Genomic DNA, 20578 nt, shown 5'->3' with positions numbered 1-20578 from the left:
GGGCAAGACCGGTGTGCAGGTGCCTGCAAGAATTCGGAACGGAAAGTCGGTGACGTTCGCTCGGCTTATATCCACATCTCGTCGGGTCCCGTAGGGCGTTCCCCAAACGGAACGGATGAAAGTCGCCGATCGACCGTTTGCGTGTCCCCCTCGGCGTCCGGCTTGCGGGGCGGCTTGGAGATGGCGAAATGAAGCACCACAGTTTGGCCAGTGCAACTGTTCTGGAGGGTAGCGCTCTTTCTAGTTTCCGTCAGAGATGCTGGGTGGCATTTGTCGCCGTGATCACGCAGTCATCAAGCCATTGATACACGCTGGCCCGTTTTGCGGCGACCCACGATTTATCGTTCGACTATTCTCGTACTATGCTTGTGCGAGAATAGTCGAACGATAGGAGGTGGGCCAGATGGCAGCAGCACGCGTGTACAAGCATCCAGAGACTGGGGACATCGCGATCCCGAGAGTGATGTTCGCGTTGAGTGAGCCCCTGCGTTTGTCGATGGTGCAGCTGCTCTCGGAGCGGGGTGAAGTTGACAGTATCGAGCTTGGGCCGGACCTTCCGAGGTCAACGCTGACACACCATACAAGCCTGCTGCGCGAATCCGGTGTCGTGTTCGTCCGCGCAGAGGGTCGTAAATGCATGATCCAGCTGCGTCGCGACGACCTCGAAACTCGTTTCCCGGGACTTATCGACACCGTGCTTCACGGTTACCAGGAATCAAATCCAGGGATGGCCGAGGCATGATTCGCAAGGTATGGCCATTGGTTGCCGCCGCCATTGCTCTGGGGATTGATGCCTATGTGCTTGCCGGGGTGCTGCCTTCGATCTCGGACTCGCTGACCACGACGTTGGCCGCTGTCGGGCTCGGGGTGACCGCATTCACCGGCGCATATGCGCTGGCTGGCCCAATGATGTCGGGGAGACTCAGCCGCGGACACACCGCACGTGCACTGCTCATTGCGCTGGGCGTTTTCAACCTCGGTAACCTCATCACTGTGGTCGCGCCTGGAATCGAGGTCTTCCTCGCTTCCAGGCTGATTGCGGGTGCCGGCGCGGGCGTGCTCACGGCGGTTGCGACGGTAACCGCGGCCGCGATGGTCACCGAGTCCGAGCGGGGCCGGGCCACGGCGATGGTGACGTTCGGCCTGTCCACCGGAACTGTTGTCGGTGTGCCGGTCGGGATGCTCATCGGCGATCTCTTGAATTGGCGGTGGACGATGGGGCTGGTCGTCATCGTTGGTGTGCTCGGCATGCTCGCACTCGCTGTGCGCGCTCGAACGTTGCCGTCGTTGCCGACATCGATAGGCCCGGCAATTGGAGTGTTCCGGTCCGCGAGAACTTGCGTTGGGGTGTTGATCGCATTCCTACTCGGCGTTGCCAGTCTGGGCTTGTACACGTATGTGCTGCCGATGGCAGAAACCCAGGGCCTCGAAGGGTGGGGCTTCGCACTCGTGTGGGCCTGGGGCATTGGAGGCGTCACTGGCTCTGCACTGATTGGCAGACCACTGGACACTTATGGGCCACGAGTCCTGTTGATCGTGCTGCCGGGAGTCCTCCTGACCAGTTTCGTTGCGATGTGGGTGTCCGATTCCCCCGCAGTCTGGCTAATCGCAGCAGCATTGTGGGGCGCGGCAGGCTGGGCAAGCGTGCCTACCGTGCAGCAAGCCCTCGTCGGGGATCGACCCGAGCAGGCGATGCCAATCATCGCGTTCCAGATGGCGGCAATGTATCTCGGTTCCGCCGTCGGCGCTGCTGCTGGAAGTAGCCTGTTACTCACAGGGACCAGAGCCACCGAACTCATTGTTTGGGCCTTGATCCCTGCAGGACTGGCGGTCATCCTCGCAGCCTGGTTCACTATCAGCGCGCTCCGCCCGCAACCTGAACCTCGTGCCACCGTGGCGGCGTGACACGCCGACCAATCCGTTGCCAACCTCGGCGGTAAAACGTCCACCGCTAGCATCCATCCTGCCGCCAGGAGTGAAGCCGGGCAAGCGCCCGCCGTTCCTGGATCCCACGGTCTCGAGCTGATAAAAATGTGTCCCGGTCAAGGTTCGTCTTGCGGAACGGGCGTGGGGCGGTTGTAATACGATCAGAACCCTGCACGCCATTGGTTTTCCCTCCGAAGAAACGCTTCCATGAGGATCCACATCAACGGGGGCAGGCCGCTGGCGTGAAGAGTCCGAGAAGACAGGGGGCACGAATCAACCAAGCGCTTCGATGCGGGGAGCTTGGCGCGCTTACGGATCTACCAGCAGGTGCAGCCGCTCGGGGGCCGTGGACGCGGTCGTCGCTGGCTCGATCACCTGGGTGGCGAAAAGTGCGTCCGCCTCCTCGACGGTCGCGAGCTGCAGCTCCTCCTTGGAGCCGAAGTGGCCGAACAGGACGCTCTTGCTCATCCCACAGCGTCGGCCAGTCTCGCGATCGAGAGCCCGCCGATCCCCTCGACGGTTGCGAGACGAACGACCGTAGGGTTGACGTACGCACGAACGATCGTGCTTATTGGAATCCAGGAGGAACCATCGATGACGATTTTCCCACCCATCGCCCATGTGGCGCTCACGGTACGAGACCTTGAGGTGAGCGTCCCCTGGTACACGGAGTTGTTCGAGGACCAGCCAGTGCTCGATGAGGACACCGGGCCCTTCCGCCACGTCGTCTGGATGGTGAGCGGCACCCTCGTCGGTCTGCACCAGTTCCCCGACTCGGACGTGACGACGCCGTTCAGCGAGCGCTGTGCGGGCTTGGATCACGTCGCATTCGGCGTCGCAGACCGGTCCGAGCTGGAACTTTGGGAGAAACGCCTGGACCAGCTCGGCGTCAGCCACGACACGATCAAGGACGCCCGATACGGGTCAGGCCTGTCCTTCCGCGATCCCGACGGGCTGCCGCTAGAGTTCTTCGCGCCGCCGGCCTGAGAAGGAGCAGCACCGCCTTGGTTGAGCGTCCGGGGATAGGACCGGACGCTCAACCAAGGGCACGCACGAGTGAAACCAGCGACTCTGTCGCTGGACGGCCGATCAGCCGGACCGGACAACGCTATCGGCCGCGCAGATCATGGCTTAGAGTCCCTTTGACCGATCGTGTCACACGGTTGCTGCATCAGCTTGACAGAGTCATTTTCCTCTAGCAAATATGTTTTGGGAACAGGACCAGCGTCAGTGATCGCAGGCTCGGGTGTCTTGGTGGACGTTCCCCTAACGCTCGGCGTCGAGGTGGAACTCGGGGAGGTCAGTCGAGAGCCACGCGTGGGGCATCCGCAGAATTCCACCTGAATAGCGTGAGATGCCAACGGCCAGGGCGCTTGCGAGAAGGATCGATGAGGCCATTCGCTCCGAGACCCTCTAGCCGTCGGCGAACCTTCCACGACGCGGGCTCGCCGCCGTTTTTCACAATGTCCTGCCAAGGCGCGACTGCGTCTGCAAGGTTGACACCGGCCACCAGGAGTACGGCCGGGTCTCGGAGATCGACAATGTTATGGGCCTCCACGTGAAATTTGAGCAAGACGAGCTCGTCGACACGACCCTGAGTATGGGCGATCATTGCCGCGTCGACTCCCTCAGGAGATGAACTCAGGTACAGAGTGCGTTGATTCGGTTCCGAGTACCTGCCGGCCAGACGCGAACCAAGAAGCGCTGCGTCTTGATACGCAGGGTTTACGGCGCGATAGAACGATCCGGATACGCAGGACCAGAACTCACCCACCTGTTCCACCAAGGGTTCACCCGACACTAATCACTCCCCAGAACGTCCCGACCGGTCCCTTCCGACGCTACCCGACGCACAGATCGCCATGGACCGTCCCGTTGACCGTTCCCCAGTGACACGGCATCGGCGCGGTCCGCCGCCGAGTGGTTTGGCCTCGTCTCTGTCGCGCTGGTCGTCCGGCTTGCGGGCGGGGAGCCGCGGTACCGTCGATGACATGATTACCACCGCTTGACTTCGCCTTCGGCGTTGACGCCGTGCTGATGTGGGCCATCCCCCACGCAACAACATCCGGCCGACTTGTGGTTTGATCAACAACGTGCCCCATTCCGTTTCGAACCGACACCATCCGAGCCCCGTCGCATGGTTGTCCCTCGCGGTGTGCGGCATGCTCACTGGTTGCGCGGGAGCAGTCCCGGCGTCGGACGCGGTGTCACAAGTGTCGGCGCGCAAGGCAGTCGCTGACGTCTCTCGGGGTCTCTACCGTGAGGGGACGGACGTCNACGTGATCGATGACTATGCCCGCTGGGCTGACACCGACACCGAGAAATCGACCGTAGTCGAGTTGATCGGCTACGAACCATATCCCGGCGCGATCCACGGCGAACCAGTTGGAGCGCTGCAGTTTCGTGCGACGATACAGCCCACCCCGAACGAAGGGCCGCACGTCGCTTGCTTTGAGTCGCAGTTCGATTTCTGGGGCGTCGCGACCGAGGAGCCCGGCGAATGGAGCGACGACACAGCGGTCGCCCACGACATCGCTTGCCCGCCGGACGCAAAGCGCATCCCCCCTCCGGTCGACACCCGCTTGGTTGACGTTGTTCCCGACGGAGCGGAGGTTCTCGTCGTCGAGGTGCTGACAAACGCGCCGTCCGCGGCATCCGCTGACGACATAGTCGCCGAGATCGTCAAGCGGATGCCGCAGCCGACCGGTGAGCGTGAGGTCGCGTTCGATCCCGAGGCGACGGTAGTCGACGGCGACATCGGCTTCGCGATGGGCGATGGGGACGACTGCCTGCTCGTGAAACGAGACGTCGACGGCGTGCAGGTGGTGCAGGTGCCCAAGGTTCTGCTTCAGCCCGGAGAGCTCGGGTGCGCAGCCGGCACTGCGCTCCAGCCGGGCGACCAGCTACGGTCCCCCCACTGACCCAGAATCTGGGCGCTCGGCAATCGGCCCGATTGGCCGCGGATCCGTCGCGCAGGGAATTCCCCTTTGAAACATCGAGCCGGCCAACTTCTGGCTCAGCAATCTGTCGCGACCTGTGTCGCCCAAGGTTGCCACCGCGACATGCAGAGGCTACGCGGCCTGCATCGTTTGCCTGCCGAGATCGCCGACGAACTTCGATCGACCATAGCCGATGATGAGAAAACCGACGGGCGAGAGCAGCCACAGCAAGAAGAAGCTGAACGCTCCGCCTTTGCCGAACGCACGCCCACAGCCGAATGCCACGACGATGCTGACGATGAGGTTCACGATGGGGATGGAATACAGGATTGTCAGTGCCCCATGATGTCCAGCGATCTTGACCAGGACGTATGTATTCAAGATCGGAATCAGCGCGCTCCATCCTGCGATGCCTGTCTTTGCAAAAACTGGCCAGAGTGCGATGACAGTGATCACGTAAGACCAAACGCTGATGAGGAGGGAAGCGGTTCTGTAGCCGCTGAGATCCTGGTCGCTTATCAGTTCGCCGACTGCCTGCAAATCGAACATTGAAGTCCCCCGATTCTGACCGATTTCCACGCAAGTTTAGCTACGTCGAAAGTGCCCGTTTACGGTTCCCGTTGCCGGACCGGCAAGTCCGGCAACGAGACTTCGGTTGAGGCCCCGATCAATGGCCCGAGTCGGACTGACGTTGGATAGTTCGATAATCGGTCGACTGCGCAACGTTGAAAAGCTCCGCCAGTTCAGCGCTGGAATGTAGGCCAGCGTTGTGTACTTCGATCAAGTGTTTCTGCTGCGCCACCGACAGTTTGGGCTGCTTACCGCGAAGACGTCCCTTCGCTTTGGCCACCTGCATTCCTTCCGGCGTTCTGGCGCGGATCAGGTCCGACTCGAACTCGGCGACCATCGCCAGTACGTTGAAGAGGAGGCGCCCGACCGGATCGTTCGGATCATGCACCGCTCCGCCAATACTCAGCTTGACGTCTTTAGCCGTCAGCTCGTCAATGATGTCTTTCGCATCTCTAAGTGAGCGTGCAAGTCTGTCGAGTTTGGCGACGACGAGGGTGTCTCCAGCACGGCAGGCGGCCAGCGCTTCGCGAAGGCCGGGCCGGGCCCGGTTCGTTCCGGTCAGACCATGATCGGTGTAGATCAGTGACGATCTAACGCCCAGTCGTTCCAGGGCGTTTTGTTGGGCGGTGAGATCTTGTTCCTCTGTGGAAACGCGTGCGTATCCAATGAGTAATCCATCCATGGCGAGACCATCCCGCTCTGCTGTGAACGGGTCAATAGTCGTCGCAGTGGGGGTCCCGCTTGCAGGTACTGAGCGCCAGTTGAGCACCGGCACCCGAGATCCGACGCGCGCGGTCATAGAGGTGAGTAGAGTGCACCGTCCGCATTTGCCACGATAGAAGTGCTGGCGAGCGATCACGATCACCTCCGGGACTATGCGTAGCCTGAAGTGACGAGTTAGGAAATCGCAGACGAGTCCAGAGGGGTCGAGCTGCCAGATCAGCTCCCGAGCGACCGTGACTAGGCTGGCGTCATGAGCGAATGGCGGGGAATCGGCGACGTTGCTACCGTCAGTGACCACGCAACCGCCCCTGCAAAAAGGGGCGGCTTCGACTTGCTTACTCTCGGGTCCGCGTTTGTGACTTTCGTGCTGACCTTCGAGCTCGTACGCCGCGCGTTTTCAGCAAGCTTGAGCCCGCAGCCGCCAACCTCGGACATCGTGGGCTACTGGGTGACCGCCGGAATCACGCTCGCCCTTCAAGTCGGGCTGCTCGTGAGGGCAATCGTGCAGCGTCGGGTCGGCCTCGTGTTCATCGCGAGCGTCGCGTTGATCATGGCTCTTGGAGTGGCGCTGTTGATGTCAGTGCCAAGGATCGACTGGCGCCCTGAACCCCCGGCTTCAACGATTAACCCGAATTATCGCCCCTGCTACAGCGGAAGCGGTGACTGCATCGGGGGCTGAGTTCCCGGGCCCGCTGAAGGGGTTTACCGCGTGCAGGTCGTCAGGCCTGGGGTTGAGCAACGCGAGCGATTGAAGCCCTTGTGCTCTCGCACCGGTCGAGACCGTGCGCAGTCACCGTTCTTCTTCTTGTTTTGTAGCTGCAGTCCGCCAGCAGGTCGGGTCTCGATGAGGAAGAGTTCCGTCGCTCGAACTAGGTCGGACAGCTTGGCATAGCCCCAGTTTCGTGAGTCGAAGTCGGGCTATTGCTTACGCATTAACTGGCCCACCGTGGCAAGATTCGCCCATCCGTCCTCTCCGGATGCAGGGGTGACGCTTATCCGCAGCCCGGAGATGAGCTTCGTGTCGCTGCGTAGTTTCGGAGGCGGAACGCGCGTGAGCGCTGCCGCGGTGCTCTCCGCTGCAGCCTCGTCGAGCACGTCGAGGTATGTGAATTGATCGCACGCGTTGCGGAACGCTTGGGGTGTCTTCCGCTCTCCGACCCCATAGACGGTGACGCCTTCTTCGCGGATGCGGGACGGGTGAAGTCGCTGTCGGATGACACGATGCAGAACCCGTGAAAGCGGCGCGTGTAGAGCAGGTCCATGGCGTCAATGATCAGTGCACTGTCGGTCGCATTCTTGCCGATCGTGTTGGCAAACTGCTGCATCGGCTGAATCACGTGCTCGCTCGCAATAGGCTTCCAACTGCTCAGGTTCGGCTTGGTCCAATCACCGTAAACCCGCTTGACAGAGGCAGTCCCGAAACGTGCGACCTCGGCGAGGACTGCGCCGATCTTTGCAGGGGACACGTTGTCCGCGTCGACAAGGACTGCGAGGAGATCGTTCGGTTTCGCCATGTGACAAGCATGGCAGTCAGCGCCCAACAATTAGTCCTGCCTGCTCAGGGTTCGGCTTGCGGGCGCTGCACACAGATGGTCCAACACGTGTCGCGCTCCGGAAAGGGACCGTGTTTCCTCACTCTAGGGACCCGCTGAACGTGCGGCCCGAGGCGAGGTGTGGTTGGTTACGCTCGGGGGATGAGAGATTCGGCCCGGCCTGAACACGAGATCGAAATCCCTCAGTCCTTTCGAGAGCTGCCACGTTGGTGGAGCAACGGGACGGAATGGCTTGATTCGCTCCCTGGCCGCATTGCAGACAAGTGCGCTGATTGGCGTCTGCGGCCGGGTGGCAGCGCGCTCCATGGCTCGAATGCGATCGCTCTGCCGGTGACTCGTGACGGGGTCCTGCTCCTCTTGCGACTGACTCCGCCTCGTTCCAGTTTCCAGCTCGAGATCGACGCGCTCCGCTTCTGGGACGGACGCGGAACAGTCCTGCTGTTCGAGCACGATTCCGATGCTGGTGCAATGCTTCTGGAATGACTTGAGACCACGGAAACTCTCGCAAGCGCCCCCTTGATAGACGCGGTGCCCGTGATCGCACGTCTCATGCGGAGACTGGCCGTTCCCGCCAACGATTCCGACGTGCCATCCACCGCAGATGTGGTTGCAGCCCGCGCCGGGATGCTCGGGGCTGACTGGGAACGGCTCGGCAAACCCTTCGACCGAACGATCCTTGTCCAGACGCTCAAAATCGCCCAGGATCTGAGAGCCACCCCTCGCAATGACGCTGTAAACGGGGACCTCCACTTCGACCAGATCCTCGCCGGAAGACGAGAGCCGTGGCTGGCCGTGGACCCCGTACTTCTTCGGGGCGACATCGAATACGACCTCGCCCAGATCCTGTGGACTCGGCTGGACGAGATGAACGATGATGAAATCCTGTTCCACTTCGAAACCGTCGTCCGTGAGGCACAACTCGACCGCGAACGGGCAGGGAAATGGGTGTTGTACCGCAGCGTGGACTATTGGCTGTGCGTCCTGGACAATGGCCTCACTACCGACCCCGAGCGCTGTCGACGATTGGTGGCGATCTTTGCGCACCACCAGCCCAGTAGCGAGAGGGATGCTGCCGCCCGCTGATCCTTCCCCACTAGGAGCCTCTGGCGAGGGTGCTCCCAGGTCACCGCGAGCGGAACACGATTCGCGGAAATCAAGCTCTCGACAGCCCCATCCTCCGGCGTCGGTTTCACCGGGCTTCACACCGCCCGCACCGCAGCAATCGGCGCAGGGCTTTATTTGGTTTGGCCGTCGTGCGCGCGGCCACCGCACCACCGCCGTCTAGAAGTCAGTCACTTTCTTGGCATGCCACGCACACCTTGCGGGAATACGATCTCTCTATCGGGCTTCCCGTCACGTCGGCAGCCCGCGACGCACCGCCTCACAGCAGCGTCGAAGCATCGCTGCACCACAGCTTGACGCCGCTGCGATGCGGCGGCTAATCGTTAAATTGTGACCCCGACGACACCGTTTCTCATCCAGCTAAAGCACACAGGGAGCATCAATGAGCACTGACGACCAGACCAACACATGCAGTTTCCACATGAGCGGTGCGCTGCCAGCAGGTGGCGACCACCTCGGTGGCACCTTCGGTCAGTCGCCGACCCTGGACAGTTGGTACCCGCAGCGTCTCCGGGTTGAGCTTCTCCACCGGAACGGCGTAGACGCCGACCCGCTCGGCGCGGACTTCGACTACGCGGCGGCTTTCGCCACGATCGACTTCACGACGCTCAAGTCGGACATCAAGCGACTGCTCACCACATCGGTCGACTGGTGGCCGGCGGACTACGGCAACTACGGTCCACAGATGATCCGAATGGCGTGGCATGCCGCCGGCACGTACCGAATTGCCGACGGCCGTGGCGGAGCGGGCACCGCGATGCAGCGGTTCGCACCAATCGGAAGCTGGTGGGACAACGGCAACACCGACAAATCACGACGACTCCTACAGCCGATCAAGCACCAGTACGGCAACGCTCTGTCGTGGGCCGACCTGATGGTCTTGACCGGCAACTGCTCCCTCGAGTTGATGGGCCTGCCGACGTACGGCTTCGGTGGTGGACGACTCGATGCGTGGGAACCGGACGACGGCACCTGGTGGGGCCCGGAGGTCTGGAACCCGCACGCGGTCGCGAGCCCTGACGAGATGGTGAGCCGCGACGAACGCTGGCATGGTCAGAACGGCGACGCGGGCTACGACTTGCAGAGCCCCCTGGCCGCGTCGCACCAGGCGCTCATCTACGTCAACCCTGAGGGGCCCTATTCGAACGGCGACCCGCTGGGCTCAGCACGCGACATTCGCATCACGTTCACGCGGATGGCGATGAACGACGAGGAAACGGTGGCATTGATCGCCGGTGGCCACGCGTTCGGTAAGAGCCACGGCCAGGTACCCGCATCCGACATCGGACCATCACCCGAGAAAGCCCCGATCGAGTCGATGGGGCTCGGTTGGCACAACCCGGTGGGTACCGGCAGTGCCGAGCACACTTCGACCAACGGCATCGAGGGCAGCTGGACTCCGAACCCGACACAGTGGGACAACACCTACCTCGAGAACCTGTTCGCGTACGACTACGAGCAGACGAAAAGCCCGGCCGGCGCGCTGCAGTGGACGCCGACTGACTCGGAGGCGCCGAAGACTCCGGACGCCCACGTACCCGGTCAGATGAACCCGCTCATGATGATGACCTCGGACATCGCACTCAAGGTCGACCCGGAGTATCGGGCCATATGCGAGCGTTTCCTGGCCGACTTCGATCTGTTCACCCTCGCGTTCTCGAAGGCCTGGTACAAACTCACGCACCGTGACATGGGGCCGAAGCACCGGTACCTCGGCCCGGAGGTCACCATCGCCGACGACCTGCTCTGGCAGGACCCGCTCCCGGACGCAGCAGGATCCTCACTCGACGAGGCCGACGTGGCAGCGCTCAAGGAAGCCGTCTTCGCGACCGGGCTGTCCGTGTCCGACCTCGTCTACACGGCGTTCTCCGCCGCCTCGACCTACCGCGACAGCGACAAGCGCGGAGGGGCGAACGGTGCCCGCCTGGCCTTGTCGCCGCAGAAAGACTGGGCGGTCAACCGACGCACCGTCCCAGTCATCGACGCGCTGCGGAACGTGCAGGCGGCTTTCACGGCGACGTCGGGCGGACGGAAGGTATCTCTCGCCGACCTCATCGTCCTCGCCGGCAGCGCCGCCGTGGAGCAGGCGGCACGGGCGGCAGGATCTGACGCCAGCGTGCCGTTTACGCCAGGCCGTGTCGACACGACGCAGGAGTTGACCGACATCGAGATGTTCGAGTGGCTGCGACCCATTGCGGACGGGTTCCGCAACTTCGTGTCCGAGCGCTTCGAAGAGTTTGCTCCGGGCGTCGCGCCCGAAGCGGCATTCCTCGACAAGGCGAACCTGTTCACTTTCACCGCACCGGAGTGGACCGTCCTGCACGCCGGGCTCCGCGTGCTCGGCAGCAACTGGGACGGGTCCGACGTGGGTGTGCTCACGGATCACGTCGGAGCCCTGACGACCGACTTCCTCGTGAATCTGACCGACACCGACCTCATCTGGACGAAGGACGACGAGACCGCGATGACCTTCACTGGTCGGGTTCAGGCGACCGGCGAGGCTCGCTGGAGGGCCTCCCGGAATGACCTGGTATTCGGCTCGAACGCGCAACTGCGGTCGATCGCCGACGCCTACGCGGGCAGCGACGGGCAAGAGCGGTTCGTCCGCGAATTCATCCGCGTCTGGTCGAAGGTCATGATGCTCGACCGCTACGACGTCAAGGGCCACAAGCGTTACGGGGCGATGGCCGCCTGACCCCGGAGGTCGCGTCCCGGCGAGCTGACGGCGTGGAGGCACGGCGCGGTCACGCGCTGAGCCTCCAAGCCGTCGAGGCCTTGACCGAACGACGCTTGAGGCCGCGAGCCGAACGTTGCACGGATTGATCAGGCTGGGGACGGCCAAGGAACCTCCGCGGGCAGCACGTGGTCGACCACACTCGCACCTCGACGGCCTGCGAGGGTGGCCGGGCTGCTATGCCCTGGAAGCCGGTGCCCCCACTCGTAGAGACGCCGGCCGGATTTGCTTTGGCCTCGGGTCACGAGAGGGTGCCGCTGGTGTTCTCTGTGGCGGCTCGTAAGGCCTGAGCCTTCCGGGGTCATGTCCCGCTGAGGAATGCGCGTGACCGGTAGAGGTTCGGCATACGGCCATTGCATTCGAACCGAATTGCAGTTATAGCGCGGCGCAATCATGGAACTATGACGCGCACGGGCGCCGAATTAATCATGGCCACCCGAGGGCTGAACGGCGCGCCCGGCTCAGTGATCGGGCAGGGTTCCGTGGCTGTTGTTGTAGATCTTGCCGTTCTTCGGGTGCGTGAACTTCAGCCCTGCCCACGTGTCGTCAATGCGCAGGCATGTGCTCTCGACGAGGCCGTGACTGTATCCGATCTCGATGACCTTCGGCAGACTGAGATCTGAGCCCAGCTTCCGCGCCTTGGGCCAGGAGAGCCACAACATGCCCGACGGCTTCAGATGGAGTTTGAGTATTGGAAAGATGTCGTGCATCTCGGATTGAGTCACGCTGAAGAAATGGATGTAGTCGAAGTCACCCTGGAGATCCTCGCTGACCTCCAATTCCGGAAGCCCGATGGCCTTCAGGGTCGACACGGGGGCGTTCACGAAGTGGGCCAGCGCGCCCTTCTGGATTCCCATCTTCTGAGCGACAGACCGAGACATGAGAGCTTCGCTCATTTCCCGGAAACCTTCTTGAGCACCTCAAGATAGTGCGGGTTATACATAATGCCCAGGATATTGCCGAAGGGGTCGACGACGGATGCCGTCATAAATCCTTCACTGCGGTCAGTCGGCGGTTGGTATTCGGTCGCCCCCATCGACAGCAGTTTCTTGAATGACCCTGGGAGGTCGTCCACGTGCCATTGGATGATCTCGCCGGCCGGCCCGTCTGGCGCTGGTGGCGCGTACGTCGCGTCAATGATTCCAAGCTCGTTCTGATAGTCGCCAACCCTGAACTCCACGTAGCCGGGCATCTGAAAGTACGCGTCGATACCCAGCAGCTCGCTGTACCACTTGCGTGCCGCCTCCAGATCGGCGGCGAAATAGCTGACGGTGGCAAATCCTCGCAACATGTGGTCTTCCTTCTGATTCAGGTGATTTCAGTCTCCACCAGTAAAGTGCTCACCTTCTGACTACTTTGTTTGCGATAATTGATTTATGCGCGCAGATCGCCTCGTCGCCACACTCCTGCTGATGCAGGCGCGGGGACGCGTGACAGCGAAGGAAGTAGCGGCTGAGTTTGAGACATCCGTCGCTACGGCGAGGCGTGATCTCGAAGCGCTGTCAGCTGCGGGAATTCCCGTGTACCCACAGGCCGGCCGCGGCGGGGGGTGGCAACTACTCGGCGGTGCTCGCACCGACCTGAGCGGGCTCACATCGGCTGAGGCGCGTGCGCTTTTCCTCCTGGTCGGGCCAGCCGCGTCCGTAGTCCCAGAGGCCAAGTCGGCGCTCCGCAAACTCGTGCACGCTCTTCCCGACAGCTTTAGAACGGACGCCGAAGCGGCGGCAGAGGCCGTCGTGATTGACCCGGCGCGGTGGGGCCGGCCCCGTCGCGCACAGCCACCACTCGTGACGGAACTCCAGGTCGCTGTCATACAGCGCCGAAAGGTGCGTCTGAGCTACCGGGGTTGGGACCGCGACCCGGTCGAAAGGCTCTGTGACCCGTGGGGCCTGGTCGAGAAGAATGAGGTGTGGTACTTACTCGGCGGCGTGGATGGCGCCCAGCGCACATTTCGCATCGAGCGGATCATCTGGGCTGTTGTCACGGACGAGCCTGCCGACCGCCCGGATGACTTCGACCTCGCAGAGGCATGGAATCGCGTCGTACGCGACGTGAATCAGCAGCGCGAGAGCGCATCCACGATCGTGGTCACAAATACTGAGATCGTGCCCTTCCTGCGGGAACAGTTCGGCGAGCTGGCAGTGGAGGACACCGCGATCGACGGCCACCAAGCCAGGGTGCGAATCAGTGCGCCAGCCGAAATCATGCTCGCCCGTGGCCTCGCGGGATGGGGTGAATACATTGACGTTCTCGAGCCGGCATCCGTGCGCTCGGAGCTCATGCGCCTCGGCGCCGCGATCGTAGAGCGCAATGGGCCGTAGGCGCGGGACCCGCACTCACAATGCCCGTTGAGGGTTCGCCTAACGGGCACTGAACCCAGGCTCGACACGTGTCATCTATACGTTCGATTGCGTGACAACACGATCGTAACTTCAACGGATGGAGAAATTGTCACACAACCGGTCATTTATTCTGCTTGTCGCAAACGATGAGGAAACAGTCCAATGTGACCTGTGCAGGGCGCCCCGTCATTGTGCCCCAGAAGTCCCATCCCAATAACTTGCTAAGACAATTTCCGGTGATACGTATTTCCGAGACACGACGAGCCATGTGTTCTGGCTCTGGCGTATTCAGGGAAAGCAGGGCGGCGGGTGTCTCAATATTCTTTACTTTTTCGAGACGTTCCGCGTCGCGCTCAGGGACCGGTATACGGGCGCTGGATGCTGTTGAAGGTCTGGCGAACCTGGCCTAGGTTTCGTCGCCTTATGTCCAAGAAGCGCGGTGTCTGTATTCCGCGAGCGTTCGCAGTGAGCCGCGGTTACCATGACGGTATGCAACCGAAGCAGCCACAGTCGTTTGATTCCCGCCTCATCCCATGGGAGACGGTTCACGACGACGGCACGAAGTCCGCAACACTCGTCGGCTCTCGTGAGCCAGGGCACATGTTCACCTACGCGTTCTTTATCCCCGCGGGCGTATTCGACGCCCCGCACCACCACACCGCCGACGCGCACCTGCACGTGGCCTACGGCGAACTCATGCTCGGATACGGCACCTCCTTTATCAAGGGAGACGCGGATCGCTTCCCGGCGGGGTCGTTCCTGTTTGTGCCAGCTCACGCGATCCATTTCGATGGTGCCGAAGAGGACACGGTGCTGATCGGAACAGCGACCGGGCCATGGAACACGCAGTACTGGTCCTGAGAGCAACGGTTTGCGACCGTTGAGCACCTGCCGCATCAAGACCGTATCGCGGCATTTAAAGACGGGCAGAGTAGACATACGCCGGTCGATGAGGCGATCCGTGCGACCGGCGGAACGGTCTGATCACACTGTTGAAGGATCGGCTTACGTGCGTTGGGGTGACGTTCAGCGCTGCGAAAGGCCGCCATTAGCGCCGTGATTCACAGATCTGGAGCACGACCGCCCCGGGTGTCTCATGGACGGTCGTTCGTGAATACCTAGTTGCACGTCGCTCAAGCGCCGACGCTCCGGTTGCGATTGCAGTATTGACGCAAACCTGAACAAGTGAGTAGATTACTGAACATGAGTTCAGACACCACGTTGCCGTGGAGTGATCTGAAGATGAGTGCGCGGATAGTAGCTGCGGCGTTCAAGCGCTTCGCTCGGAACGGATTCGCCGCGGCGACCATCCGGGAGATCGCCGCGGATGCTGGGGTGAGTGCCGCTCTGGTAATTCACCACTTCGGCAGCAAGGACGGCCTCCGTCGAGAGTGCAACCGTCGCGTCGTGGACTTCCTGCGCGACAAAGGCCGACCGGACGCCTCAGCCGCCGAAAGGCTTGACGCGGTCTTCGTTCAGTACGGCTCGTATGCGACGCGTGCGGTCGCGGAGGACTCCGAGGAGTCTCGCGAACTGTTCGATGTGCTGCTGGGGATGGCGCGTGCGGTGGTCGCGGAGGGCGCGGAGTCGGGCTCTTTGCGCGGATCGTCCGACCCCGACGCGCAGGCAATGGCGCTGCTCGTGCTGGGACTTACGCCGTTCGCTTTCTCTGCGCACCTCACCCGGTGGGCAGACGCAGGCTTGGACGCGGCAATGGCGCGACTTGCGGTTCCGATTGCGGAGATTTACACGCGCGGTCTCGTCACGGACAGTGGGCTGCTCGATGCTGCGATGGGCGTCCGAGGAGAACGGTAATGAGGATTTTGCTGGCGACGGCGGGCTCGCGGGGTGATGTCGAGCCTTTCGCGGCCCTGGCCGAGCGGGCGTGTGCAGCGGGGCACGAGGTGCGCCTTGTCGCCCCGGAGAATTCGGGCGTTGACATGGCTGACATCGATGTCGCAAGCATGGGGGTGGACTACACGCGCGTGATCGAGGATCAGGGCGTTTCTATCACGGCGGCGCTACGTAACTACCGCTCCGTGGTGCGCCCGGTGATGCGAGGCGTCATCGTCGGCGGTGCGCTAGCGGCGCTCGAGTACGAGCCCGACCTGATTGTCTACCACCCGAAGGTCCTGTCGGCTCCGCTGGTAGCGGATGCACTGGGAGTGCCACACGTCGTGGTCGAAATCGTGCCGACTCTTACGCCCACTAGGGCCTTTCCCGCCGCAGGCACAATTACTCGCGGAATCGGCCCCCTGAATCGCTTGACGTATCAGGCGGCGGGCGCGGCATCGATAATGTTCCGCTCTGAACTTGGCGAGGTGCGCAGAATGGTCGGCGCACGGAAGCGCAAGGTTTCTGCCCCCGCTGCCACTCTCATGCCCACCAGCCCAGCGATCCTTCCGCGCCCCGACGACTGGCCAGAATCGGTGCACCTCACCGGCCCCTGGACTCGCGCACACCGATTGGCGGCTCTCGAGCTCGAAGTCGCCGAGTTCGTCACAGACGGTCCATTCATCTATGCGGGCTTCGGCTCGATGGCGGTGGGAAACGCCACATCGCGTGGAGGCGCGATCGTAGACGTAGCGCGGGAGCGCGGGAGCCGCTGTCTCATCGCTACCGGTGTCGGCGGCATCGAGGTGCCCCCGGACCGCCTCGGCGCCGACGTGCTCGTCGTGCAGACCGTGTCGCATACGGCGGTGCTTCAGCACGCGACCGCGGCAGTGCATCACGGCGGCATCGGCACCGTGCACGCCGCGATGACTGCCGCAACACCATCGGTGATCGTGCCATTCATCGCTGACCAGCCGTTCTGGGGATCCCGTCTCTACGAAATGGGTCTGACACCCGCGCCGATCCCGCAACGTGCGTTGACCGTCCCAGCCCTCAGCGCCGCACTCGACGAGGCGGAGCAGTGCCGTCCCCGCATCACCGAGGTCGCCAAGGCCATGTCCGCCGAGGACGGAACCCTAACGGCGCTGACCCTCCTCGCCGCGATCCACTGAACTCATCTCAACGAGGCAAGAGCCCTGCTGAACACACCGACCTGTCGGCAACCGAAATTTGGTCTCCGAAACTAACCGTCCCGCGATTGGGTTTCGTTAATGAAGCGGTTGCGGTTGCGGATCGACGAATGCAACCACAAACAGGAGTCAGGAACGCACTGATTTCCGCAGGTGCGGCGCCAATATCAGGTACTCGGACCTGACAATGAGCCCGACTAGCATGAGCCCGGGCGACAGAACCGCCAATTGAAGCTGCGATTACCCGCCATTACTAATTAACAGTCACAGCAACGGTGCTCGTCAACGCCAGGGTGTGTCCGGTGGAGGTTCCCATACGGGAACTGTGCGACAGCCGGTGATCGCCGTCTCGGGTGTGCCGATCGCCGTCCGGCTTGTGGGCACTGCTCACTGAGCGATGTCACAGACAGGAGGAACAATAAAGTTATGAAGATAATCGTTGTCCCGCCCCTCCTCTGCTCGCCTCTTGCCTACGTCCCCGTGCTCGACACGCTCTGGTCGCGAGGTCAAGTCACCATCGCAGATACACGCCGCGATAAAACCATCGCGGCCATGGCAGAACGTCTCCTGTGCGAGAACATTGGAGACTTCGCTGTTCTTGGAACGAGTATGGGCGGGTATGTTGCCCTCGAGGTGATGCGGCAGGCACCCGAGCGCGTTACCGCACTCGCGCTCGTGAGCACATCCGCTCGGGCCGACACTGATGAGCAGAAAGCGGCCCGCGCTCGGCAATCGGCCCCCGTTGAAGCAGGACAATTCACGGCTCTGATCGATGCCGCCTTTCCCGGCGTGGTCGCGGCGGAGAACGAATCCGATGAAGCACTTCTCGCCATCTGGCGACAGATGACGACCCCGGTCGGCGCCGACGCGTTTCTCCGGCAACAGCAGGCTGTTGTGAACCGAGCTGACCTGCGCTACTTGCTACCCGCGATTACCTGCCCGACCGCGATCATTCACGGCGCTGGCGATCGCCTCATTCCGATTGCTGCCGCCGAAGAATCAGCGGCAGCACTGACCACGGCCACCTACACGGTTATTAAAGACGCCGGGCACTTCCTGTTTCACGAGCAACCTGCAGCAGCACGCGCCGCCATCATCGCGTGGCTGGACCTAACCGTCTGATCGGTTGGTTCCCTGGCGCCCTAGGAACAATAGAACGCCACCATCGAGCGTTCGCAGTCACAGGCGCGTTGGCTACGACTGCTGAGCCCGCTGAGCGTTCCCCACACGGGACCTGCGCGACAGCCGGTGATCGCCGTGTCGGGTGTGCCGATAATGTCCGGCATTTCCACTCACTCAAGCAACCTTCGGTTGCGCGAAGCGGGTGCGTGGGGCCATGGTGACGTGCAACCAAACATTGCAGAAGGTCGGGCGAAAATGGAGTACGGACGCATCGAACGCGAGTTCCGCATCGCCGCCTCGCCCGAGGTGGTTTACGCAGTCATCAGCAGTCCCGCGCACATCCGGGAATGGTGGCACGCTGAGGCGCACCTGGAACCTGTCCCAGGTGCTGTCGGTGAACTTGTTTGGGGAGACAAAGCCAAAGCTGAGGCAGAGGTCGTTTCCATCACCGTGGTTGATGCTGAACAGCCTCGTTTGTTTTCCTTCCGTTGGGGTTATCCCCTCGATGAGGTCGCGACCCCTGCTAACTCGTTGCTGGTGACCTTCGAACTCGTGCCGTCTGGCACTGGCACCGTGGTTCGTCTTACCGAGGTGGGATTCCGCGAAATGGATTGGGAGGCTGCCGTTCTTGAGGAACAATACAAGGAGCACTCCGTCGGCTGGACTACGCACTTGGCCAGCCTTCGCGACTATCTCGGGCAACTGGTTGCCGCCCAATGGCTGCGGTAATCGACGATGATCTGTGGTCTGCGATCGGCGACCCGACCCGGCGGCGCATGCTCGACATGCTCTTGGCGGCTGGCGGTGGCACGGCAACCAGCCTCAGCCACGAACTTCCCGTTACACGTCAGGCCGTTGCAAAGCACCTTGGGGTACTCCACCGTGTTGGCTTGGTGCATGCCGCGCCCATCGGACGGGAGATGTGTTACAGGTTGGACGATGTAGAGTTCGCTCGCGCGGTAGCGCAGCTCTCCACCGTCGGGGCATCGTGGGACGCACGGTTACAGCGGATCACCCAGATCGCCGAAGCAATCCAGCGTCACCAAGGCGCTGATCCCGGCCGACAAAACAAGACGTAGAGGAAGCACCTCATGATCACAACAGCCCTTCGAAGCGCCTATGAAAAGTTGTTCGAAACGGCATCCATTCCCGATCTCGGCGAAGCCGGTGACGGGGGTTGGACCGCCGATCAGATATTGGCTCATCTCCTCAGTGTGGATGCCGCCATCGCGGCGGTTGCGCTCGGGGTCGTTTCGGGCTCGCGTCCCAGCTTCGACAACCGGATTTCTCTCGATTCCTGGAACCTGAATCGGATCATTGCCGCCCACTCAGGTAGGTCCGACTTGATAGACCACGTTCGCAATCAAGCCACGATACTGTGCGACTTCGCCGATCAACTCTCGGCCGGAGTCGACACAAGTCAGGCGCCAGCTAATTTCGCGAACAAACATTTGTGCAGGATCCCGATTCGCTCGACGTGCATCAGCGTCCACTCACCCTTCCCATGCGGGACCGGAACTCGTCTGCACCGGCGCCCGTCAAGTCAGCCGCGGCCGCACGACGGCGGTTGAGTGCGCTGAGAAGAGTAGCGATATCGCCACTGACTTCGGGTCCTCCACCCAGCGACCAGTCGGTATCGGTGGCTTGGAAGCGCAGCCCACGAAGGAGATCGTCACCGACCGAGTGCCTGCCACTCGTCAGCTCATTGAGGACCAGCCAGCCCGCTTCAGGGGAAATCCGACCAGCAAGGCCGAGCGGCCGACGAACGTCTCCGGAGTGAATGGCCAAGTGTGCCAGTGGGGCGAGTTCTCCCGCGTCGGGGACCGCGAAACCGGCAACATTGGTCTTCGCGATCAAGCGCGTCAGCTCGGTGCCGGTTCGCCGGTCAGTCCTGGCCCAGCGATAAGCGAACTCGTCGAAGTTGAAGCGCGCTTGCGCGAGACCGACAATAAAGCTGCCAAATCCGAGTTCGTAGGGCATGAGCAGATGCGCGCACAAGTCGCGCACTGTCCACCCGCGACACAGGCTCGGCGTCTGCCAGGATGCGTCATCGAGACCGGCGAGATCCTCGGCGAATCGGTCGCGCTCAGCGGCGTACAGCGTCTCTACGCCTGTCGTTGTCACGGCTAATTGGCCTCCGAAACGGGTGGTCATCAAAAAGGTCACCTGTCGAGGGGGTCCCTTACAAGCATTCGCCACAGTAAGACTACCGATTTCAACTACTCGATTTTGTCGCGGCGACCAGCAAACTCCTTTGGACACGTGCGGGTGTTCCGCCCAGTGACTCTCTGAAAGTCCCATTCAACGTTCCCCATGCAGGACGGCAGCAAGGGTCGACGTCGGTGTGGATAATTTGTGGGGGCGAGTACGGAAAATGACACTGGTGTTAAGTGATCAATTCCGGACACTCTTCAAACGCGGGACACGTTCCTGGCGTGAGCCGGTTGACGAATCCCTGCCCTTCAAGAATAATTAGGTATGTGCCTAAGTATCGCGACGAGCTCGATGCCGTGCTCCGCGCTCT

Annotated in this window: 24 protein-coding genes and 1 pseudogene; 15 read left to right on the top strand and 10 right to left on the bottom strand. The window is 62.0% G+C overall.

What is annotated here, in order from left to right; genetic code table 11:
- Window positions 1-403: 403 nt before the first annotated feature.
- Together CXY78_RS01245 and CXY78_RS01240 are read left to right on the top strand one after the other, a co-directional pair.
- A complete protein-coding gene (locus tag CXY78_RS01245) occupies window positions 404-742 on the top strand; it encodes a helix-turn-helix transcriptional regulator (protein WP_167552447.1) in 339 nt (112 codons plus the stop codon).
- Window positions 739-1905, top strand: a complete 1167-nt coding sequence (locus CXY78_RS01240; protein WP_104087668.1) for an MFS transporter — start codon at window positions 739-741, stop codon at window positions 1903-1905. Before CXY78_RS01245 ends, CXY78_RS01240 begins: the two co-directional genes overlap by 4 nt.
- 330 nt (window positions 1906-2235) lie before the next feature.
- Here CXY78_RS01240 and CXY78_RS21390 read toward each other — a convergent pair whose 3' ends face one another.
- Window positions 2236-2394, bottom strand: coding sequence for a hypothetical protein (locus tag CXY78_RS21390; RefSeq protein ID WP_233197141.1), 159 nt, complete (start codon window positions 2392-2394; stop codon window positions 2236-2238).
- A 126-nt stretch (window positions 2395-2520) separates the two neighbouring features.
- Between CXY78_RS21390 and CXY78_RS01235 the strand changes: the two genes are divergently transcribed.
- Window positions 2521-2913, top strand: coding sequence for a VOC family protein (locus CXY78_RS01235; protein WP_104087666.1), 393 nt, complete (start codon window positions 2521-2523; stop codon window positions 2911-2913).
- A gap of 313 nt (window positions 2914-3226) precedes the next feature.
- On the opposite strand, the gene CXY78_RS01230 is transcribed toward CXY78_RS01235, so the two are convergent.
- Window positions 3227-3700, bottom strand: a complete 474-nt coding sequence (locus tag CXY78_RS01230; RefSeq protein WP_104087678.1) for an RES family NAD+ phosphorylase — start codon at window positions 3698-3700, stop codon at window positions 3227-3229.
- A 505-nt stretch (window positions 3701-4205) separates the two neighbouring features.
- On the opposite strand from CXY78_RS01230, the gene CXY78_RS01225 reads away from it, so the two are divergent.
- Window positions 4206-4847, top strand: a complete 642-nt coding sequence (locus CXY78_RS01225) for a hypothetical protein (protein WP_140425614.1) — start codon at window positions 4206-4208, stop codon at window positions 4845-4847.
- 150 nt (window positions 4848-4997) lie between these two features.
- Here the strand turns inward: CXY78_RS01225 and CXY78_RS01220 are convergent, their stop codons facing one another.
- Complete coding sequence (locus CXY78_RS01220) at window positions 4998-5414, bottom strand: DUF5684 domain-containing protein (protein ID WP_104087663.1); 417 nt, start codon at window positions 5412-5414, stop codon at window positions 4998-5000.
- Window positions 5415-5532: 118 nt separating this feature from the next.
- The gene (locus CXY78_RS01215) at window positions 5533-6117 is read right to left on the bottom strand and encodes a recombinase family protein (RefSeq protein WP_104087662.1); all 585 of its coding nucleotides are present in this window, start codon (window positions 6115-6117) and stop codon (window positions 5533-5535) included.
- A gap of 291 nt (window positions 6118-6408) precedes the next feature.
- On the opposite strand from CXY78_RS01215, the gene CXY78_RS01210 reads away from it, so the two are divergent.
- A complete protein-coding gene (locus tag CXY78_RS01210; RefSeq protein ID WP_092342519.1) occupies window positions 6409-6837 on the top strand; it encodes a DUF6234 family protein in 429 nt (142 codons plus the stop codon).
- A 23-nt stretch (window positions 6838-6860) separates the two neighbouring features.
- On the opposite strand, the gene CXY78_RS21385 is transcribed toward CXY78_RS01210, so the two are convergent.
- On the bottom strand, window positions 6861-7040 hold the full coding sequence (locus CXY78_RS21385; RefSeq protein WP_233197127.1) for a hypothetical protein: 180 nt from the start codon (window positions 7038-7040) through the stop codon (window positions 6861-6863).
- A gap of 36 nt (window positions 7041-7076) precedes the next feature.
- Window positions 7077-7672, bottom strand: a pseudogene (locus CXY78_RS21990) (NYN domain-containing protein).
- Window positions 7673-7852: 180 nt separating this feature from the next.
- Here CXY78_RS21990 and CXY78_RS21985 point away from each other — a divergent pair.
- The 3 genes from CXY78_RS21985 (at window position 7853) to katG (ending at window position 11528) form a co-directional block, all read left to right on the top strand.
- The gene (locus CXY78_RS21985; RefSeq protein ID WP_199182562.1) at window positions 7853-8194 is read left to right on the top strand and encodes an aminoglycoside phosphotransferase family protein; all 342 of its coding nucleotides are present in this window, start codon (window positions 7853-7855) and stop codon (window positions 8192-8194) included.
- Window positions 8195-8245: 51 nt separating this feature from the next.
- The gene (locus CXY78_RS21980) at window positions 8246-8794 is read left to right on the top strand and encodes an aminoglycoside phosphotransferase family protein (RefSeq protein WP_199182561.1); all 549 of its coding nucleotides are present in this window, start codon (window positions 8246-8248) and stop codon (window positions 8792-8794) included.
- Between the two features lie 421 nt (window positions 8795-9215).
- Window positions 9216-11528, top strand: coding sequence for a catalase/peroxidase HPI (gene katG, locus CXY78_RS01190; protein ID WP_092342515.1), 2313 nt, complete (start codon window positions 9216-9218; stop codon window positions 11526-11528).
- Window positions 11529-12028: 500 nt separating this feature from the next.
- Here the strand turns inward: katG and CXY78_RS01185 are convergent, their stop codons facing one another.
- Both CXY78_RS01185 and CXY78_RS01180 read right to left on the bottom strand, forming a co-directional pair.
- Window positions 12029-12463, bottom strand: coding sequence for a hypothetical protein (locus CXY78_RS01185; protein ID WP_233197131.1), 435 nt, complete (start codon window positions 12461-12463; stop codon window positions 12029-12031).
- Complete coding sequence (locus tag CXY78_RS01180) at window positions 12460-12858, bottom strand: VOC family protein (RefSeq protein ID WP_104087660.1); 399 nt, start codon at window positions 12856-12858, stop codon at window positions 12460-12462. The genes CXY78_RS01185 and CXY78_RS01180 overlap by 4 nt, the downstream gene beginning before the upstream one ends.
- Window positions 12859-12943: 85 nt before the next feature.
- Between CXY78_RS01180 and CXY78_RS01175 the strand changes: the two genes are divergently transcribed.
- The 7 genes from CXY78_RS01175 (at window position 12944) to CXY78_RS01145 (ending at window position 19133) form a co-directional block, all read left to right on the top strand.
- Window positions 12944-13888 (top strand): YafY family protein, encoded by a 945-nt coding sequence (locus tag CXY78_RS01175; RefSeq protein ID WP_092342511.1) that lies wholly within the window; start codon window positions 12944-12946, stop codon window positions 13886-13888.
- A gap of 510 nt (window positions 13889-14398) precedes the next feature.
- Window positions 14399-14770, top strand: coding sequence for a cupin domain-containing protein (locus tag CXY78_RS01170; RefSeq protein ID WP_134505140.1), 372 nt, complete (start codon window positions 14399-14401; stop codon window positions 14768-14770).
- A gap of 342 nt (window positions 14771-15112) precedes the next feature.
- Complete coding sequence (locus CXY78_RS01165) at window positions 15113-15724, top strand: TetR/AcrR family transcriptional regulator (RefSeq protein ID WP_092342507.1); 612 nt, start codon at window positions 15113-15115, stop codon at window positions 15722-15724.
- Window positions 15724-16914: a glycosyltransferase gene (locus CXY78_RS01160; RefSeq protein WP_104087659.1), complete on the top strand. Its 1191-nt coding sequence runs from the start codon at window positions 15724-15726 to the stop codon at window positions 16912-16914. The genes CXY78_RS01165 and CXY78_RS01160 overlap by 1 nt, the downstream gene beginning before the upstream one ends.
- Window positions 16915-17484: 570 nt before the next feature.
- Window positions 17485-18054 carry an alpha/beta fold hydrolase gene (locus tag CXY78_RS01155; RefSeq protein WP_158252715.1) on the top strand — a complete coding sequence of 190 codons (570 nt, stop codon included), beginning with the start codon at window positions 17485-17487 and terminating at the stop codon, window positions 18052-18054.
- A 153-nt stretch (window positions 18055-18207) separates the two neighbouring features.
- Window positions 18208-18783, top strand: a complete 576-nt coding sequence (locus tag CXY78_RS01150) for an SRPBCC domain-containing protein (protein ID WP_233197130.1) — start codon at window positions 18208-18210, stop codon at window positions 18781-18783.
- Window positions 18771-19133 carry a winged helix-turn-helix domain-containing protein gene (locus CXY78_RS01145; protein ID WP_104087655.1) on the top strand — a complete coding sequence of 121 codons (363 nt, stop codon included), beginning with the start codon at window positions 18771-18773 and terminating at the stop codon, window positions 19131-19133. Before CXY78_RS01150 ends, CXY78_RS01145 begins: the two co-directional genes overlap by 13 nt.
- Here the strand turns inward: CXY78_RS01145 and CXY78_RS21155 are convergent.
- Window positions 19056-19382, bottom strand: a complete 327-nt coding sequence (locus tag CXY78_RS21155) for a hypothetical protein (protein ID WP_199181816.1) — start codon at window positions 19380-19382, stop codon at window positions 19056-19058. The two genes, CXY78_RS01145 and CXY78_RS21155, sit on opposite strands and share 78 nt — an antisense overlap.
- A 154-nt stretch (window positions 19383-19536) precedes the next feature.
- Window positions 19537-20220 carry a maleylpyruvate isomerase family mycothiol-dependent enzyme gene (locus tag CXY78_RS01140; RefSeq protein ID WP_158252714.1) on the bottom strand — a complete coding sequence of 228 codons (684 nt, stop codon included), beginning with the start codon at window positions 20218-20220 and terminating at the stop codon, window positions 19537-19539.
- Window positions 20221-20578: the final 358 nt, after the last annotated feature.

The sequence above is a fragment of the Cryobacterium sp. N19 genome, from assembly GCF_002929595.1.
Lineage (GTDB): Bacteria > Actinomycetota > Actinomycetes > Actinomycetales > Microbacteriaceae > Cryobacterium > Cryobacterium flavum.
Note: the sequence above shows the minus strand (reverse complement) of the source record. Positions and strands in the feature narration are given on the sequence as shown.

Excerpts from the sequence above, each read along its gene's own strand:
- CXY78_RS01160 (WP_104087659.1), top strand. The coding sequence starts at position 15,724 with ATGAGGATTTTGCTGGCGACGGCGGGCTCGCGGGGTGATGTCGAGCCT.
- CXY78_RS01180 (WP_104087660.1), bottom strand. The coding sequence starts at position 12,858 with ATGTTGCGAGGATTTGCCACCGTCAGCTATTTCGCCGCCGATCTGGAG.
- CXY78_RS01215 (WP_104087662.1), bottom strand. The coding sequence starts at position 6,117 with ATGGATGGATTACTCATTGGATACGCACGCGTTTCCACAGAGGAACAA.
- CXY78_RS01155 (WP_158252715.1), top strand. The coding sequence starts at position 17,485 with ATGGCAGAACGTCTCCTGTGCGAGAACATTGGAGACTTCGCTGTTCTT.
- CXY78_RS01185 (WP_233197131.1), bottom strand. The coding sequence starts at position 12,463 with ATGAGCGAAGCTCTCATGTCTCGGTCTGTCGCTCAGAAGATGGGAATC.
- CXY78_RS01235 (WP_104087666.1), top strand. The coding sequence starts at position 2,521 with ATGACGATTTTCCCACCCATCGCCCATGTGGCGCTCACGGTACGAGAC.
- CXY78_RS01170 (WP_134505140.1), top strand. The coding sequence starts at position 14,399 with ATGCAACCGAAGCAGCCACAGTCGTTTGATTCCCGCCTCATCCCATGG.
- CXY78_RS01210 (WP_092342519.1), top strand. The coding sequence starts at position 6,409 with ATGAGCGAATGGCGGGGAATCGGCGACGTTGCTACCGTCAGTGACCAC.
- CXY78_RS01240 (WP_104087668.1), top strand. The coding sequence starts at position 739 with ATGATTCGCAAGGTATGGCCATTGGTTGCCGCCGCCATTGCTCTGGGG.
- CXY78_RS01145 (WP_104087655.1), top strand. The coding sequence starts at position 18,771 with ATGGCTGCGGTAATCGACGATGATCTGTGGTCTGCGATCGGCGACCCG.
- katG (WP_092342515.1), top strand. The coding sequence starts at position 9,216 with ATGAGCACTGACGACCAGACCAACACATGCAGTTTCCACATGAGCGGT.
- CXY78_RS01150 (WP_233197130.1), top strand. The coding sequence starts at position 18,208 with ATGTCCGGCATTTCCACTCACTCAAGCAACCTTCGGTTGCGCGAAGCG.
- CXY78_RS21390 (WP_233197141.1), bottom strand. The coding sequence starts at position 2,394 with ATGAGCAAGAGCGTCCTGTTCGGCCACTTCGGCTCCAAGGAGGAGCTG.
- CXY78_RS21985 (WP_199182562.1), top strand. The coding sequence starts at position 7,853 with ATGAGAGATTCGGCCCGGCCTGAACACGAGATCGAAATCCCTCAGTCC.
- CXY78_RS01245 (WP_167552447.1), top strand. The coding sequence starts at position 404 with ATGGCAGCAGCACGCGTGTACAAGCATCCAGAGACTGGGGACATCGCG.
- CXY78_RS01220 (WP_104087663.1), bottom strand. The coding sequence starts at position 5,414 with ATGTTCGATTTGCAGGCAGTCGGCGAACTGATAAGCGACCAGGATCTC.
- CXY78_RS01165 (WP_092342507.1), top strand. The coding sequence starts at position 15,113 with ATGAGTTCAGACACCACGTTGCCGTGGAGTGATCTGAAGATGAGTGCG.
- CXY78_RS01175 (WP_092342511.1), top strand. The coding sequence starts at position 12,944 with ATGCGCGCAGATCGCCTCGTCGCCACACTCCTGCTGATGCAGGCGCGG.